The sequence below is a fragment of the Mucilaginibacter galii genome (assembly GCF_014635825.1).
Lineage (GTDB): Bacteria > Bacteroidota > Bacteroidia > Sphingobacteriales > Sphingobacteriaceae > Mucilaginibacter > Mucilaginibacter galii.
The window spans coordinates 61,284-79,561 of sequence record NZ_BMDO01000005.1 but is presented as its reverse complement, the minus strand read 5'-3'; the positions used below and the strand labels follow the sequence as shown (position 1 = coordinate 79,561).

The 18,278-nt window shown below is 43.8% G+C and carries 12 protein-coding genes; 5 read left to right on the top strand and 7 right to left on the bottom strand.

Annotation, left to right across the window (positions count from 1 at the left end; all coding sequences use genetic code 11):
- Positions 1-2: 2 nt before the first annotated feature.
- Both IEV61_RS10425 and IEV61_RS10420 read right to left on the bottom strand, forming a co-directional pair.
- A complete protein-coding gene (locus IEV61_RS10425) occupies positions 3-440 on the bottom strand; it encodes a DoxX family protein (RefSeq protein ID WP_188416368.1) in 438 nt (145 codons plus the stop codon).
- A 67-nt stretch (positions 441-507) separates the two neighbouring features.
- Complete coding sequence (locus IEV61_RS10420) at positions 508-924, bottom strand: VOC family protein (protein ID WP_188416366.1); 417 nt, start codon at positions 922-924, stop codon at positions 508-510.
- Between the two features lie 108 nt (positions 925-1,032).
- Here IEV61_RS10420 and IEV61_RS10415 point away from each other — a divergent pair, with 108 nt between their 5' ends.
- Entirely contained in the window at positions 1,033-2,010 is a 978-nt protein-coding gene (locus tag IEV61_RS10415) for a GlxA family transcriptional regulator (protein WP_188416364.1), read from the top strand.
- 122 nt (positions 2,011-2,132) lie between these two features.
- Here IEV61_RS10415 and IEV61_RS10410 read toward each other — a convergent pair whose 3' ends face one another.
- The 5 genes from IEV61_RS10410 to IEV61_RS10390 all read right to left on the bottom strand — a co-directional run bounded on the left by IEV61_RS10410 (position 2,133) and on the right by IEV61_RS10390 (position 9,834).
- The gene (locus IEV61_RS10410) at positions 2,133-3,023 is read right to left on the bottom strand and encodes an SDR family oxidoreductase (RefSeq protein WP_188416362.1); all 891 of its coding nucleotides are present in this window, start codon (positions 3,021-3,023) and stop codon (positions 2,133-2,135) included.
- A gap of 318 nt (positions 3,024-3,341) precedes the next feature.
- Positions 3,342-5,651 (bottom strand): GAF domain-containing protein, encoded by a 2,310-nt coding sequence (locus IEV61_RS10405; protein WP_188416360.1) that lies wholly within the window; start codon positions 5,649-5,651, stop codon positions 3,342-3,344.
- 224 nt (positions 5,652-5,875) lie between these two features.
- Positions 5,876-8,449, bottom strand: coding sequence for a BamA/TamA family outer membrane protein (locus IEV61_RS10400; RefSeq protein WP_188416358.1), 2,574 nt, complete (start codon positions 8,447-8,449; stop codon positions 5,876-5,878).
- A 32-nt stretch (positions 8,450-8,481) separates the two neighbouring features.
- Positions 8,482-9,069 carry a Pycsar system effector family protein gene (locus tag IEV61_RS10395; RefSeq protein WP_188416356.1) on the bottom strand — a complete coding sequence of 196 codons (588 nt, stop codon included), beginning with the start codon at positions 9,067-9,069 and terminating at the stop codon, positions 8,482-8,484.
- A 168-nt stretch (positions 9,070-9,237) separates the two neighbouring features.
- Positions 9,238-9,834 (bottom strand): Crp/Fnr family transcriptional regulator, encoded by a 597-nt coding sequence (locus tag IEV61_RS10390; protein WP_188416354.1) that lies wholly within the window; start codon positions 9,832-9,834, stop codon positions 9,238-9,240.
- 354 nt (positions 9,835-10,188) lie between these two features.
- On the opposite strand from IEV61_RS10390, the gene IEV61_RS10385 reads away from it, so the two are divergent.
- From IEV61_RS10385 to IEV61_RS10370, 4 genes are all read left to right on the top strand, one after another.
- On the top strand, positions 10,189-12,744 hold the full coding sequence (locus IEV61_RS10385) for a DUF5686 and carboxypeptidase-like regulatory domain-containing protein (RefSeq protein WP_188416351.1): 2,556 nt from the start codon (positions 10,189-10,191) through the stop codon (positions 12,742-12,744).
- Between the two features lie 177 nt (positions 12,745-12,921).
- On the top strand, positions 12,922-13,521 hold the full coding sequence (locus IEV61_RS10380) for a TetR/AcrR family transcriptional regulator (RefSeq protein ID WP_188416349.1): 600 nt from the start codon (positions 12,922-12,924) through the stop codon (positions 13,519-13,521).
- Positions 13,522-13,736: 215 nt separating this feature from the next.
- Entirely contained in the window at positions 13,737-14,873 is a 1,137-nt protein-coding gene (locus tag IEV61_RS10375) for an efflux RND transporter periplasmic adaptor subunit (RefSeq protein WP_188416347.1), read from the top strand.
- Between the two features lie 24 nt (positions 14,874-14,897).
- Positions 14,898-18,095, top strand: coding sequence for an efflux RND transporter permease subunit (locus IEV61_RS10370; RefSeq protein WP_188416345.1), 3,198 nt, complete (start codon positions 14,898-14,900; stop codon positions 18,093-18,095).
- Positions 18,096-18,278 lie beyond the last annotated feature (183 nt).

Genomic DNA, 18,278 nt, shown 5'->3' with positions numbered 1-18,278 from the left:
GTTTAGGTCCAGGATGTTTTTAACGCTCCGGGAGTTGACTGGCCGGTCAATTTTTGATTAATTAAGCTTAATGCGTCGACTTTCAGTTTTTTGTGATAATAGATATAAGAGCCAAAGCCTAATGCAATAAAGAGGATGATGGGTGCCCAGTTTTCTGGCGTTTTACCCGAAGCTGCTATAGCATAAGTGGCACCAAATAAATCAAAAATTAATCCGGCATACGCCCATTCTTTAAGCCGTGGATTGCCTGGTATTAAAATGGCAACCACACCCAGCATTTTGGCAATGCCAACAAACGGAAGTAAATATGCCGGCATTTGGAGTTCTTTGAAGCCCTGCTTGGCCATATCCAACATCAATACATCAGGGATAGCCGAGCCAGACATCACGAAGGCAAACAAGCCGGTAAGAATCCAGTAAACAATATTTATCCGTTTCATAAGTTCAGTGTGTTAACAATAATGTATAGTTTATTTCTATTGAAAGCAATGTTGTCATCAATAGAAACTATTGCTTTTCGGGGCGGTAGTTTAACATCCAGCTTATGCCAAATTTATCAACCAGCATTCCAAAAACATCGCCCCAAAACTCAGTCTTCGGTGGACTAACGGCCTCGCCACTGTCTGCTAATTTAGCGTAAAGTGAATGTACTTCTTCTTCGTTGCTACAACTTAACGATAAGCTGAAATTTCTGCCTTTATCGAGCGGAGCACCCATGCAGTTATCGGAAGCCATGAGTACCACATTGTCGTTAATGAGCTTACCGTGTAAAACATTATCTTTCATTTCAGGTGGCAGCTGTTCGGCCACAGGCGATTCGCCTACGATTGTCAGGTTAAGTTCGCCGCCTAAAACTTGCTGATAGTAAGTCATGGCCTCGCGACAATTGTTTTCGAAAAAGAGGTAAGCGTCAATTCGTTTCATAGTTATAATTTTACTTCAAACTTATAACAAGTTAACAGTTTCAGCAGGTGTCAATTACGGCAATTTGAGGGGTTGTTTACGACAATACTTTAATATAGATTTGAGTATATGAAGCACATATCAATTTTAGTCCCCAAGGGAGCTATTTTGGGTAGTTTGGAGGGGTCAAGGCAGTTACTTACACAAGTGAACCACTTTTTTGCGGCTAAAGGACAGCAGCCTGTTTTTAAAGTGCAACTGGTAGGTTTGGCCGATAAAACGCCCATCAGCGGTGGCCTGTTTACCGTAAATGCCGATCTGGTGTTAGAACAGGTAGATAAAACCGATCTGATCATTATTCCGGCCCTTGACGGTGAAATCACCATGGCAGTAAAGAACAACGAAGAATTTATTCCTTGGATCATTGATCAGCACCGTAATGGGGCCGAGGTAGCCAGTTTGTGCATGGGCGCTTTCCTGTTAGCTTCTACAGGATTATTGAAAGGAAAAAAGTGTGCTACCCACTGGATGGCCGCGGGACAATTCAGGCAAATGTTCCCGGAGGTTGAACTGGTGACCGAAAAGATTATTACCGATGAGCAGGGTATTTACTCAAGCGGGGGTGCTTTTTCTTACCTTAACCTTATTTTGTATTTAATAGAAAAATATACCGGACGCGAAATGGCGGTGCTTAGCTCTAAGGTTTTTGCCATTGAAATGGAACGCAGCAGCCAATCGCCATTCATTATTTTCCAGGGACAAAAAGATCATGCTGATGACCCGATCAAAAAAGCCCAGGATTTTATTGAAAAGAACTACCAGGAGAAAATTACGGTAGAACAAATAGCTTCGATGTTTGCCCTGGGCCGCCGCAATTTAGAGCGTCGCTTTAAAAAGGCAACAGCCAATACCGTGGTAGAATACATACAGCGTGTAAAAATTGAAGCCGCCAAAATGAGTCTCGAAAACTCGCGCGAAAACGTAAACGAGGTAATGTATAACGTTGGTTACACCGATACCAAAGCCTTCCGAAGCACCTTTAAGCGTATAACCGGTTTATCGCCTATGGAGTACCGGAATAAATACCAGCGAGAGTTGGTGAATTGATTAAAACAGTCATGCCGATGCATATCGGCATCTCATATGCTAAGTAAACGACAAATTAATCGCTCTGCTTCTAATGAGATGCCGATATGCATCGGCATGACGGGGAGTTTAATTAACCTTAATTATATCGTTGGCGAACCACCCGTTACCTGTATGGTAGAACCGGTCATGTAACTCGAATCTTCTGAAGCAAGCATTACATAAGCAGCGGCAAGTTCGGCTGGCTGACCGGCACGGCCCAGGGGTACATCCTGTCCAAAGGTTTTTACCTCTTCGGCACTCATGGTAGATGGGATCAGTGGCGTCCAGATAGGGCCCGGTGCCACACAGTTTACACGGATGCCTTTTTCGGCCCATAGCTGGGCCAGGTTAGAGGTAAAGTTTTGAATAGCGCCCTTGGTAGCAGCATAAGCAATCAGCGTTGGGCGTGGCTTATACGCGTTTACCGAGGTGGTGTTGATGATAGTGCTGCCCGGCTTCAGGTATTCTTCGGCTGCTTTGCACAAGTAAAACATGGGATAAATGTTGGTTTTAAACGTGCGGTCCCACTCCTCGCTCGATACTTCCTGCAACGACTGGCGCGACATCTGAAATGCAGCATTATTCACCAGAATATCTATACCGCCAAGTTCTAAAACGGCTTTGTTAATCATGAGCTGGCAATGCTCTTCCTCCCTTATATCGCCTGCAACTAATATGGCTTTGCGGCCGGCTTCTTCTACCAAGCGGGCAGTTTCTTGTGCATCTTCATGCTCGTTTAAGTAAGCAATTAATACATCGGCGCCTTCGCGTGCGTAGGCAATAGCTACTGCCCGGCCAATGCCCGAATCGCCCCCGGTAATAATGGCTTTACGGCCCTGCAACTTGCCGGTACCTTTATAAGAAGTTTCGCCATGATCGACTTTAGGTGTCATTTCAGTTTCGGTACCCGGTATGTCCTGATCTTGCTCAGGCATAGGGTTGCTTTCATACTTTTGGGTAGGGTCCTGGTTGGTGTTTTGTGTATTTTCCATAACAAATAATGTTGATTACGCTAAGGTATAACACCTGAAAAGATAATAGTTTTCCTAAAAAGAAAATTGGACGCTATTCTAAACCATCACTGTGGGACGAAAGCTATATTCAGTCGTTAATGAATTATCTTTTTTATATAAGACAAGCTGATGCATAAAGCTGCAGATACCTGTGCAGGGTTGGCGTTGGGCAGGCTTAGAGCAATAAGGTGCGATAGTAAGTTCATGATGCTGATGTTTAACACCACAAATATGAGGATAACGGCATTCCTGCTAAATGACAGATGTCAAAATAACACCTTGATATTTGTCAAGCGTTTAAACCTCTTCGTGGGCAATAGCTACCCTTAAGGCCTTTAAGCCGGTAATACTTTGCAGGTCTTCTACTTCCATCATTTCTATCGGGCCGGTGAGTATGCCTTTGGTTTGCAACAGCGTTATGTAGCCCTTGTATTCCTGCTCCTCGTTAGGGTTGGCGTATACTATAGTAATTTTTCCGCTTTGCGTAATACGTTCCTGGCTGCCTTTAATGTAGGCCTTATCTATACGCTTTTTAACAATTTCAAAACGGGCATTGTAAGTTCCGTCTACATCAAATCGTTTTTCATCCATCCGGAAACGGATAGACAGGAAAGTACTGTAAGCCAGGATAAGGGTGGTTACCTCCAGCGGGTAAGGCAGCAATAATTTAAAGCGGTGATGCTTTTGCTCCATTTCGCAGAGCACCTGTAACTGCCACAAGCGCAACTCATGAAAATGCTTGAGCAAAAACGTTTGTTTTGGGGCTATAGATGCACCAATGTACAGGTTGTGCTCTACACCATCGCTTTTAAAGCGCTCATAGTAATGCGGAAATATTTGCTGGGCTGCTGCCTGGCGTTCATCCAGCAGGGCAGCCATTTTTTTGTTAATGGTTGATACGGTGGTATCGTATTTACGGCGGTATTTATAAAAGGTACCCGATTCGCGGTTAAGCTCATTAAAATACATGTTAATGTGTTCGGGAGCGCTAATTACCGACGATTCTTTTTTCAGGAAGGGATGTACCGTTTCTTCAATATAATGCTGAATATACTGCTCCATATCGGCACGTACCGGCAGGGTGGTATCTTCTGTAAACACTTTAAACTCGGCCATTTTTTCCAGCATATCGGCAGCCGTATCTTCATCAAGATTTTTTAACAGGAACATCACAGCCTCAATCTGGTTATCCAGATCTTTTTGAATGCTGATGTTACGAGATTCGGAAGAACCCTTGATATCTATTTGACCGTACAGCGGGTATACGTTTTCAAACACGATCTCTTTGAGGTCATACTCCTGGTGGTTATTATGAAGTTCTATTGCCTTCCGGGCTTCTTTCTTAAATTTCCATTGCACACTGGGGTGTAATGCCGTGTACTCGTTTTGTATTATGGCCTGTATTTGGTTTTGAGTAGCCGTAATTTGCCGGTCAATGGTATTTACCAAAAACGGCATCACCACTTCCAATTTATGTGCATTTACGCTATTAAGTTCGCCCGCCCGGGTAGAAACCAGTTCCATGACGCCCAGCAAAGCACCATCCTTAACAACAGGGGCCAATATAAAACTGTGTATGCCCTGCATCAGGAAAATATGAGCCAGTTCGCTGTCGGGATGTTCTAAAAAAAACTGCTTGGTATCTGATATGGCAAAGAAACCGCTTTTACCCATAATGGCCTTGTGCGATTTCGGGCCTAAAATATCGGTACATACCGCTTCAAGGCTGTTGTTGAGCATAAAGCTTTTGATTTTACGCAGCGGGGCCACGCTAACAAAGCGGTTCTCTTCCTCATCAAAACCGGTAAAGCCAATATTAATGTCGGGAATTTTATAGATGGAGCGGAAAATGGATTCAAAGTCGTTGTCCATATCCATATCGTTAAGGCCGGTAATCAGTGTGCCTTTCAGCGCCGACACTGCATTTTCTACCGTGGAATCGAACATGTTTAATATGGCAAACCCCTTCAAAATATAACTTCCCTGCGGAAACTTCTTTTTCCAGAGTTCCAGGTCATCATAATTGTTGATAAGCAGGTTGATATCTTCGGGGGTTAACTTCGGGGCTTTATCTGTAGGGATGATATCTAAGAAATCGGCATTGTATAAAATGCGGTAATGCCTCATAACGCCCGATGCGGTGGGGATATCATAAAACATGGGCTTACCAAAATCGAGATTAGTGTTATAAAACTCATTCAGTACCAGGCAACAGCTCATCACATAAAACTGGTGATTGTCAAAATCCCGGATGGTCATATCGAAAGCCGGCCCTGCAGCCTGTAACAGGTTTTTTAGCCGCTGGGTTTGGTTAATAACGATGCTGTGAAAAGGGACCGTTACAGCCTTGATCTCGTTATTGCCTAGTGAGGGCGGAAATAAATCGGCCAGTAAGTGCTGTATAACCGGTAAGTTATCGTGTATCTGCGATTTTTCGGTAATGCCGGTGCGTAATTCGGGATAAGGCTCGACCTCTTTCAGCAGCGCACGCGCACGCTCGGCAGCATAGCCTGTTTCCTGAAGGGCTACTTCTTCCAGGTGTTGAATAAATAAATGGAAAGAAATCTGGATCTCGAAAGGATTATCCGCAAACTGCTCAATACTCATGTTATAAGGAAAAGTAAGTGCAAAATTACTGATAAATGTAGGTAACCTATGCGCTGCTGTGTTTTCCTATTGTAAAGGGTGCAAAAGTTTACATTAAAATTTAAATTTTGGCTGAATAACGCCTCCCTGACAATGCTCCAGCCTGCCGAACCTCTCCCCAAGTAGGGATTAATCGATGTTCAAAACTCTCTTGGGCTTGGAGGTATTTAACCACCTAACTACTATCATAATCTCACATTAAACGAAATGTACGGGTACCAGCCATCTTTAGAATGCCCTGCCAATACCTGTATTACTGCCAGGCTTGCCGGTGCAAAATACAATCCGCCGCCGGTACCAGTATGCCACTGATCGGAGCTCTCACCTTTGATCCATACACGGCCGGCATCATAAAAGCCGCTTAAGCCTAACTGACCGGGTAAAATGTAGCTGGCTACATCAAAAAGTTTTATGCGGGCTTGCAGGTTGTTATATAGCATATGATCGCCGGCAAAGCGGTTTTGCAGGTAGCCCAACAAATTGCCTTGCCCACCTAAAAACATAGATTGGTAAAACGCCGTACGGCCAATGCTCACCCCGCCGCCTACCCTATCGGTTATAACGATAGTGCCCTTGGCATTTAACTTTTGATAATAAGTAAATTCAGGTTTTATTTGCAGGTACGATTTACTGTAACTGTTTAAACCTGTATAGCCTTGCACGCTCACGTTAAGATAGTAACCTTTGTAAGGCAAAATGTTATTATTACGCTGGTTGCTATTAAAGTTAAGTGCTATACCCGCATGGGCTTTGTCTTGCGCCACGGTAAGGCTATCGTACGATTTAATGAGCCTGCTTTGTGTAATTAAGCGACCGGCGTTATCGCTCATGTCCAGGTGATAGTATTGAAAAGACGGACCCACACTAATGGTGCTGTTTTTACCAGTATGCCAGCGCAAGGCGGGGTCAAACTGGTAGGTATCAAAACGGGTGCGGTAAAACCTGCGGTAACCATCAAATTTATTGAGTACGGTTTGGTTGCCCCGGCCAAAAAAGTTAAGCGTATTATCGGGTGCTTGTATAAAGGCGTTCAAGGTAAGGTCGGCTTTGCCAATGGCTTGTATCCACTCGCCGCTGTAACGTATACGGAAGGCACTGGTAGCAAACGAGTGCGTAACCATTAACTGCTGCACCGTAGCATACGGCAATTTACGAAAGCCCTGCATACCGGTATATTTAAAACCCAGCCCCAGCAAAAAGCCATCATCGGCATTAATGGCTGCCGTGGCCAGCGGCATCCAAACGTTGTATGGGTTATTGGCTACATAATGGGTGTTGCTGGTATCGCTGTTTAAATGGGAATTAAAGCGCGAGGTGTTACCGGTAATGTTCACGCTATCGGCCTTACTGTAAAGCTGCACTTTCTTAAAGGCATTCTTCACTTCGTAGATCTTTTGACCATTGGCGCCTATTACCCGCAATTTTATGGGCGATGTTGTGTTGTTGATCACTACTTGATCATCACCATCCTGTGTATACAGCCTTATTTCTTTGGTGACCTCCGGGTTGTATACAAGGTTCATGAGCTCTTCTTTAGTCTGGCCGCGTTTATCCAGTTTGTTAATTTGTACACGCAGGCTTTTATCGGGTGCATCGGTTATGGTGACCAACTCGCTCTTGTTGCTGGTGCGTATATCGGCCGTTTTGTAAATGAAGCGGTAGTATTCACCCATAGCCGCCGGAATTTGATCGCGGCGCTTTTTTAGCTTGGCTAAAAGTTCGTTATAATGTACGTTGTAAAACTCGGGTGGCAGGCGTTTAAGGCCGGCTTGCAGCACCTCGTCGGTTTCGGCTTTTACAAATGTATTGGCTTCCGCCATCCATTCGGCATAGCTTAATTGCGCATCGGGGTAGGCATTCATAAAACGGGTTTTATAAATGGCATATTGCACACTGTTAATATCGGCATCGAAACTTTGCAGGGTAGGCATAATGTAAGGCAACGCCGAAAGCTTAGGCAAAACACCATCATTAATGTGGAAAACCTGGTCGCGGTCGCGGGGAACAGGTATGTACAATTTATCGCTTCCGGTTTTGGTGTCTATCCAGCGCCATTGGTCCTCGTGGCGGTCCCAGTCGCCCAGCAACAGATCGAGCATACGGGCACGCAAGAACATTCTGGCATCAAAATGATTGCTGTTATCTTTTTGCAGGTTAGCCTCCATTTTCAGCGTATTGTCTGATCCGCCCTCGGGTTCACGTTCTTCCAGCAACACTACCAGCCCCGAAAACATCTTGCTGTACTCGCCCAAAGCAGCATCGGGTGCTAACACGCCAATAACCGGACTTGAATGCGGCACACCTGCGGCTTTAGCTATGGATGGTACCACCAGGGCGGCAAACGGGTGCTGACTGCTCATGGCATCGTCTATCCAATCTACCGCAAATGTGCCTTTCAGGTTTGGTGGCAGCAACTTTTCCGGCATTTTTTCCACACTGCGAATCACCCACTCCTTGCCCTCCTTATCCTTTAACCTTAACGATTTGGATTGCATGCCACCACCCTGCCGCAGAGGCACTAAGCCGCCATTAACCTGGCTTAATTTAATGAGCGGCAGTTTAACCGGTGTGCCCCACTCCTTGCGGTAGCCCTTGCCAAAAAGCCAGCGGTGAAAACCGCTCACGCTATCATAAGAGGGGTGCACTTTAACGGTTACGCTATCGGTAAGAATAGGTGCAGAACTGTTGCCTTTACGCTGCGCCTGTACCAATGCGGCAAGGCCTAACAACCATATGGTGAGAGTGAGATTTTTGAACATGTAGATAAAGGTTGAAAGGAGAGAACAGAAAATTAGTGTTTAACGTTAAGCACCGATACTACGAAAAAAGCAATAACCGAGGCAATAAGGCCAAACATGAAAATATTGTAAGATATGCGTAGCAGGCGGTACTTTTTACCCAATACAATACCCTGTGCATAGCCATCCATAATAAGGTTACCGTAAAGCAGCTCGCTGTCTTCCATGGTTTTTTGCATGGCTGTTTTAAAATCTGGCAGGCTCATTTTATAAAAGTTGCCGAAGAAAAGGAGGTTGACCTTTTGCTGCTCTATATCCTGCATAGAGAAGGAACCATCGGGGATGCTTGGCCGGGTAGAAAGTATGGCAAATATCATAGCCACCAGGCTTATGGCAATGAGCATAAAGGTGGGAATAGCCAGGTAAGGCTGATCTTCTAACCGGCGCAGCAGTAAACTCAGCACGGCCGATAAGATGATGGAGTTCACGGTGATCATGATGCTGGCTTTGTTATCGGCCATATCGCTCAGGCGCTGGTGATTGGCCGAACTTACCCTGAACATGGTTTCGATACCTTTTTCGGGGCGCTCTTTGCTGCTTTTTTCTTTACCAGCTTTGTCTTTATTCTTGCCTGATGCCATGAGTTAATGATTTATGTAGATTTGAAGCAGTTCATAATTCAATAATACGCCACAAAGATGAATGTTTATAGCTTGCCTTTACATGATGTATAATAATTAATGAGCTTGACATTTATCAAGCATGCTCATTTACTGTTGTGAATATAGCTAATTATTAACCCATTAAGGTTATATAGCTTTCTTACTCATCATGCTATGCTTACGTATGCGGCTCAGTGTTTCGGGCGATATACCCAGGTAAGAGGCGATCATATTTTGCGGAAACCGCTGTAAGAAAGCCGGGTATGTTTCCTGTAAATTTTGATAGCGCTCTTCGGCTGTTAAGCTTATGGCGGCGTGTACACGGTTTTGTACGGCAATATTGCTGCGCCGGTCTAACAATTTGATCATGGCATTTACTGCCGGTATCTTAGCCATCAGTTCCTGCATTTGGTGTCCCGATATGGCAAGCAACTCCGAATCTTCAACCGCGTCAATGTTATAGCGCGATGGTGTGTTCATGTTGTAGCTTTCATAATCACCCATCCACCAGTTTTCTACCCCAAAGCGTATGATGTGCTCATGGCCCTTGTGATCTACCGAGTACATGCGCATAGCACCTTTAATTAAAAAGCCTATATACTTGCTTATGTCTCCTTCCTGTAAGTAATACTGTTTTTTACGCAGCCTTTTTAATTTAAAGGTATGGCTTATCAGTTCCTTCTCCGGCTGTGTAAGGGTTAATGACGAATAATTTTCAATATACAAATAGAGTGGCTCAAACATAAAGTAATTATAGGCAAAGGTATGAGGCTTCCCAAATCATATGGCAAATTCGCAAAAAAATACCGTAATCATTAACATATATAAGGGTATTTGTAAGCAAATTGTAATAGAATTATAATCGGATTGTAATTCCGCATAAAACGGGTTGCCAAAGCTAATTGACTGATGCAACTTTGCTGCGTTCAACTTAAACAGAATGTTTTCTCCTGTTCGTTAATCACAATCATAGCTGCCAGCTAAGTTTCAAGAGAGCGGTAACTCATGACATATATCAACAGCATTTCTTAACTTATGTTAATGAGCAGGTTTTAAGCATGGTTTAGCTTTGCTTTTACGATAAATCCTATCCGGGTCATGAAATTTTATACTAAAACACTATTAATACTGCTCCTGCTCACAGGTGCTGCGCATACCTTACACGCGCAAAGCACAGTAGTTAAAGGTACAGTTACCGATGCCAAAACCAAAGAGCCCTTATCTTTTGTTACCATAGGCTTTGCAGGCAGCACTCAAGGTGCCGCTACAGACGTTAACGGACGTTATACGTTGAAAACCAATGATAAGTTCGACCAGATTCGTATTACTTACTTGGGTTACAAAACCGTTCTTAAGAACATTGAAGCCGGTAAGGAACAAGAAATTAACATTGCGCTTGTACCCGATAGCCGCCAGTTAGGCGATGTGGTGGTAAAATCGGCCAAGAAAAAGAAATACACCAACAAGGGCAACCCTGCGGTGGAGTTGATACGCCAGGTAATTGCGCACAAAGAGCAAAACCAAGTACAAAACTATAACTACGCCGAGTACAAGCAGTATGAGCGCATGGTGTTCTCGCTGAGTAACCTTAGCGAGAAGTTTACTCAAAAGAAGATTTTTAAGAACTATCAATTCATGTTCCGCCAGCAAGACTCTACCGCCATTGGGGGTAAAACATTGCTGCCATTGTACATGGAAGAAAAGCTTTCGCAAAATTACTACCGCAAGGTTCCATACACGCAAAAGCAGGTAATTGAGGCTAACAAGCAGGTAAAGTATGATGAAAACTTTGTGGATAACCAGGGTTTAACCACCTACTTTAACCGCATGTATCAGGATATTAACATTTATGATAACAATGTATCGCTATTAAGTAATCAGCTGTTAAGCCCTATTGCCGATCATTCGCCTGAGTTTTATAAGTTCTTTATTACCGATACCATCAAGGATGCGCAGCCTAAGTTAATTGAGCTGAGCTTTACCCCACGCAACACGGTTACTAAGCTGTTCGAGGGCCGTATCTATATTACTATGGATGGCAACTATGCTGTTCAAAATGCAGTGTTAACGGTTAATAAAAATATAGACCTGAACTTTGTGCGCCAGATGGAAGCTACGCTGTCATTTGAAAAAAATGACGATGGACGTTACCATTTAAGCCAAAGCGATTTGAAGATAGAATTTGGCTTGAACAAAAATAAAGGTGGTGGTGTATTTGGGGAGCGTTTGGTGAAGATCAACAATTTTCTCATCAACTCTCCGCGTCCTAAAACTATATATGACGGCCCTGCACAGGTGATAGCCAATAACGCCGATCAGCGTGATGACAGCTACTGGATCAAAAGCCGCCCCGATACTTTGGATGCCATTGTCGCCAGTGTTTATAAGAATGTGGATAGCCTGCAAACCATCCCATCATTTAAACGCACTATGGATATTGCTACCCTGTTTCTGGCCGGTTATAAAAACTTTGGTCCGTTTGAAATGGGACCTGTAAATACTTTTTATAGCTTTAACCCGGTAGAAGGTTTCCGTGCACGTTTAGGTGGCCGTACCACTACCGCATTGAGCAAACGCTACTATTTTGAAACTTATGGAGCTTACGGCACCAAAGACCAAAAATTTAAATACTTTTTAAGCTCCACCTATTCGTTAAACAACAAATCTATTTACTCATTCCCGCAAAGTTATATCCGTGCAAGTTTTCAGCACGATACCAAGGTGCCGGGGCAAGAATTGGAGTTTGTACAAGAAAGCAATTTCTTATTATCCTTTAAACGTGGCGCAAACGACCAATGGTTATATAACGACATCTTTAAACTGGATTACGTACACGAGTTCCAGAGCCACTTCTCATATGCTTTAGGCTTTAAAACCTGGAACCAGAGTCCGGCAGGCGCCCTGCAGTTTCAAAACCTGCTGCCAAACGGTTTACTGAACAACGTTAATTTGATCAAAACCACCGAACTCTCTCTGCAATTGCGTTATGCGCCTAAAGAAAAATTTTACCAGGGCAAGTTATACCGTACGCCAATACCTGACAAGTACCCTGTTTACACCCTACGTTATACACAAGGTGTTAAAGGCTTAATTGGTGGAAATTACAATTACCAAAATGTGGTAGGTAACATCAGCAAGCGTTTTTACTTGTCGCAATTAGGCTTTACCGATGTAAGTACCGAAGGTGGTTACCTGTTTGGCAAAGTTCCGTTCCCATTGTTGGATATCCACCGGGCTAACCAGAGTTATGCATTCCAGTTTCAGTCGTTCAACTTAATGAATTTCCAGGAGTTTGTAAGTGATCATTACGCCAGTATAACTGTCGATCATAATTTTAACGGCTTCCTGTTTAACCGTGTGCCATTGCTCAAAAAATTAAAACTGCGCGAAGTCGTGAACTTTAAAAGCCTTTGGGGCGCTGTACGCAGCGAGAATAACCCAACTAACGATGCTTCGCTGTTGCGCTTTCCAACCAATAGCTTAGGTCAGGCTACTACGTACTCGTTAAGCAACGGGCCGTACATGGAGGGCAGTGTGGGTGTAGGCAATATATTCAAAGTATTAAGGGTCGACCTGGTTAGGCGCTTTAGCTACCTGGATAACCCTAATGCGCCGAAAATGGGTATCCGTACCTTTGTTAAATTTGATTTCTAATACCGGGACGATAGTGGATAACAGCGGATTGGCCGGCAACGGTCTTCCGCCTTATACACACTAACAACCAACAGATTACATTACAAACATTTACAAATGACAATTAAATGGAACGGTGTAACTAAATAGTTGCTACATTTGCTTAACAGTGTTAAATGATTTAATGCTTACAGCAAAATGGCCAGCAAAGACAGAATATTAAGATTAAAAGAAGAAACCAGGGTCAACATCCTGGATGCTGCGCTGCATATTGGAAAAACAGAAGGTTGGCAAGCATTAAGCATGCGTAAAATTGCCGACATTATAGAATATACCGCTCCAATCATCTATGAGTACTTTGCCAACAAAGAAGCCATTATGATGGAGCTGACCAAAAAAGGCTATCGCATTTTAGCGAAAGACATGCAGGCTGCAAGAGATGCACACGAACTGCCCGAAAAACAACTGGAAGCCATGTGGCTTACCTACTGGAACTTTGCCTTTGCCGAAAAGGAATTGTACCAGTTGATGTTTGGTATAGAAGTGAACTGTTGCGTTTTTGATAACAAGATACCGGAGGCTGAAGTACCGGCCGACATGATCTATGATGTTATTGAGAAACTAATGGGTGTTGAAAACCCGCCGGAAGATTTAGTATGCAAGCGCTACTACACCTTTTGGTCAATAGTGCACGGACTAATCTCTATTAACCTGGTTAGGCAAGCGGTACCAGATGGTATTAGCGAGCAGGTTTTAAGAGATGCCATCAGCGGCATAATTCGCTCTATAAAGGACTAAGTCCTTTTTTTAAAAGCGGTTACTTAACAGTGTTAAATAAATAAACATCAAATAGTGATAGAATACATTAAAATACGCGTTTCCTCATTTACATAGCTTAACACTGTTAAATAAATTATCAATGTTAAGTAAGTGATAATTTTACATGAAGCATCACTAAAAATTATAAAGCAAAACTTCTACAACAACTATAATCACCCAATTCTATTAAAATCATGAAATCATTAGCACTCATATTATCCCTTGCAGTTTTGTACGGATGTGCCTCTAAACCTGCTGCGCCACCGGCACCTGCACCACAAGCGTTACCCGTAGCCGAAGTACATATTGATACCGCAACCACTTACCAGGAATACCCCGCCTCTATTGAAGGCACTATTAATGTGGAGATACGCCCGCAGGTAAGCGGTACTTTAGATCGCGTATATGCCGATGAAGGCGCCTATGTATCCAAAGGACAACCCTTATTCAAGATCAACGAAAATCCTTACCGCCAAGCATTAAATAATGCCAAAGCCAGCTTACATGCTGCACAAGGCGCTTTATCAAATGCCAGGCTGGAAGTAGAAAAACTTACGCCGCTGGTACAAAACAAAGTAGTGAGCGATTACCAGTTAAAAGCAGCCAAAGCCGCACAAGAAATTGCCCAGGGCAATGTAGAGCAAGCGCAAGCCCAGGTAGGTATCGCACAAATTAATATAGGCTATACCACCATTAAAGCCCCGGTTAGCGGTTACATAGGTCGCCTGCTTAAAAAGCAAGGTAGCTTGGTTACGCCAGCCGACGCTGAAGCGTTAACTCAACTATCAGATGTACACCAGGTACATGTATACTTCTCGCTGGGCGAAACCGATTTTATCAACTTTAAATCGCAGTATGCCGGTGGCACTTTGCAGGATAAAATTAAACACCTGCCGCCGGTTAGCTTGGTACTGTCAGACAATAGTACTTACAGCATCCCCGGCCATATTGATGTAATAGATGGTCAGTTCGATAAAACTACAGGTGCTATTACCGTAAGGGCCAGCTTTCCTAATGCTTCGGGTTTGTTACGCTCGGGCAATACTGGTAAAGTACGTTTAAGCCTTCAACACAGCAATGTGGCCATTGTACCACAAGATGCTACCATTGAAATGCAAGATAAAGTGTTTGTATATGCCGTTGGCGATAGCAATAAAGTGGCCAAACAGCCCATTACCATTGCCGGCAAAAGCGGAACCAACTACCTGGTTAAAGACGGATTAAAAGCCGGACAGCAAATTGTATTGAGTGGCGTAGATCACCTGCAAGACGGTATGAAGATCAGCCCGCAAAAAGCTCCTGAAAAAGCAGTAGCTATCGCTAAAAATTAATTCTAACGCTCAAACATTAAAGTCATGTTTCAGAAATTTATAGAAAGGCCGGTACTCTCCACCGTGATCTCCATCTTATTGGTGATCGTGGGTGTGCTTGGCTTAACCAAACTGCCCTTACAACAGTTTCCTGATATTGCGCCTCCGGCCGTATTGGTTACTGCGGTATACCCCGGCGCTAACGCCGAAACGGTGTTACGTTCCGTAGCCCCATCGCTCGAAGAATCTATCAACGGTGTGGAAGATATGAGCTACATGAGCTCTACCGCCAGTAACGATGGATCGTTAGCCATTACGGTTTACTTTAAACAAGGTACCGATCCCGACAGGGCTGCCGTAAACGTGCAAAACCGGGTGGCCCAGGCACAAAGCCAGTTACCGGCAGAAGTAATTCAGCAAGGTATTACCACTACCAAACAACAAAACAGTTTAATTGGAGCCGTTGGTTTGTATACCGAAGACCCTTCTAAATACGATCAAACTTTTGTGGCCAACTATGCGCAAATCAACATCATCCCCGAAATAAAACGGATACCGGGTGTTGGTTCGGCAACCATATTTGGTGGTGTTAAAGATTACTCCATGCGTGTTTGGCTTAGCCCCGGCCAAATGGCTGCTTACAAAATTACCCCGGCCGAGGTTATGGCCGCCATACAGGATAAAAATATTGAAGCAGCTCCGGGTAAATTAGGCGAAAGAAGTAAAGAGGTATTTGAGTATGTAATTAAATACAAAGGTAAGCTTACCAAACCCGAGGAATACGGAAACATAGCCCTGCGCTCTAACGCCGATGGATCGGTATTGCACTTAAAAGATGTGGCCCGTGTTGAATTGGGTGCCTATTCTTACACCAGTGTAACCCACTTAAATGGTAAAGATGGTGTAGCTGTTGGTATTATACAATTAGCCGGTTCAAATGCTAACGAAATACAGATAGCCATTGACGAACTGATGGAAAAGGTATCTAAAGATTTTCCGGAAGGTATCAAATACAACCAGTTTTACCGTACTAAAACCGCGTTGGATGAATCGATAAGCCAGGTAGAGCATACTTTGATCGAGGCCTTTATATTGGTGTTTATTGTGGTATTCTTATTTTTGCAAGATTTCAGGTCTACTTTAATTCCTGCCATTGCAGTGCCCGTAGCCATTTTAGGTACGTTCTTTTTCATGAACCTGTTTGGGTTCTCTATTAACCTGCTAACCCTGTTTGCCCTGGTATTAGCCATTGGTATTGTGGTGGATGATGCCATTGTGGTAGTAGAGGCGGTGCACGCCAAAATGGAAAATGAGCATTTAGGCCCTAAAGAAGCGACTACCTCGGCCATGCATGAAATTACCGGTGCTATTATCTCTATTACACTTGTTATGGCGGCGGTATTTTTACCGGTAGGTTTCATGACCGGTTCAACAGGTATATTTTACAGGCAGTTTGCCTTTACCATGTCTATAGCCATTGTAATATCGGCTGTAAACGCCTTAACATTGAGCCCGGCATTGGCAGCGCTGTTTTTAAAGAGCAACCACACCAACCATGATGGTACTGTAGTTAAAACCAGCTTTGTTCAAAGATTTTACGCTGGCTTTAACCGGAGCTTTAACTCCATGACCGACCGTTACGTTGGCAGCCTTAAATTCCTGATCCGTAATAAATGGTTGAGCATGGGCGGACTGGCTGTAATTATAATAGCCACCGTATACATGATGCAAACCACCAAATCGGGTTTTATTCCTACAGAAGATCAAGGCTTTGTGGCCATTGCGGTTTCATCACCATCGGGTACATCGTTAGATGCCACCACCAAAATGCTGAACCAGGCCGAAGGTGAACTAAGAGCATTACCTTCTGCAAGGTTTGTTACCGCAATATCGGGTTTTAACCTGTTAACTAACTCCAATAGCCCGTCGTCGGCCGTAGTATTCGTATTATTGAAAGACAATAAGGAGCGTGGTGAAGTCAAAGACATCAATGCTATACAAGATATTATCCGTGGTAAATTAGGAGCAATATCAAGAGGCAGTTTCTTTGTGTTCAGTTTCCCAACCGTACCGGGCTTTAGTAACGTAGAAGCGTTAGACCTGGTACTGCAAGATAAAACCGGCGGCAAGCTGGATAAATTTAGCGGTATAGCAAATAACTTTATTGGTAAGCTGATGCAAAAACCAGCTATTGCCTATGCGTTTACCTCTTTCAAGGCCGATTATCCACAGCTTCAATTAGAAGTTAACGATGAAAAGGCCAACCAGTTAGGTGTAAACGTAAAAGACGTTTTGCAAACAATGCAGGCTTACTTTGGTAGTGCACAAGCGTCTGATTTTAACCGCTTTGGTAAATACTATCGTGTTATTGTTCAGGCCGATGTAGCCGATAAAACCGATCCGGCTTCTATTGACCGTGTATTTGTAAAAAACAAAACAGGTGAAATGGTGCCTATCAATACCCTGGTAAAGCTTACCCGGGTGTATGGTTCAGAAACTGCATCGCGTTATAACCTGTTCAACTCAATACAAGTTAATGCTATTCCTAAACCGGGCTTTAGTTCGGGCGATGCCATTAAGGCCATACAAGAAGTAGCCAAAGATGAATTACCTGCTGGTTTTGCGTTCCAGTTCTCTGGTCAAACCCGTGAAGAAATTTCATCAGGTGGACAATCGACCGTGGTGTTCATCCTGTGTTTGGTATTCGTATACTTCCTGCTGGCTGCCCAGTACGAAAGTTATATCCTGCCGTTCGCCATTATTCTGTCAATCCCTACCGGTATATTCGGTGTGTTTGTTGCTATTGGCTTTGCCGGTATCGAAAACAACATTTACGTACAGGTAGCCTTGATCATGCTCATCGGCTTGCTGGCTAAGAATGCGATTTTGATCGTAGAGTTTGCCCTGCAACGCCGCCGTAACCGCGAAGGTTTGATTGCCGCAGCCTTAGATGGTGCAAAATCGCGTCTTCGCCCTATTATCATGACCTCGTTGGCCTTTATTGCCGGTATGATCCCGATGATGAGCGCCACCGGTCCGTCTGCACAAGGTAACCACTCTATTAGTATTGGTGCTGCAGGTGGTATGCTTTCAGGTGTACTGTTAGGTTTATTCATTATCCCGGTACTGTTCGTCATCTTCCAGCATTTGCAGGAACGCATTAGCGGTGTACCGGTGGTAGTTAAACACAAAGATAATCACGGTCAGCCGGTTAATGCCCATCATGAAGTAGAAGCGCATTAAGCCTAATGTGTCATCTCGAACGATAGTGAGAGATCTTGTTAGAAGCAGCATTGTAGCATACTTTGCATCATGGAACAAGATTCTCGTTAGCACTCGAAATGACAGAATTTGAAAAATTTATCATAAATAAACATACCTTCTAAAGCCCTCCCCCTCGGGGAGGGTTGGGAGGGGTTAAACATA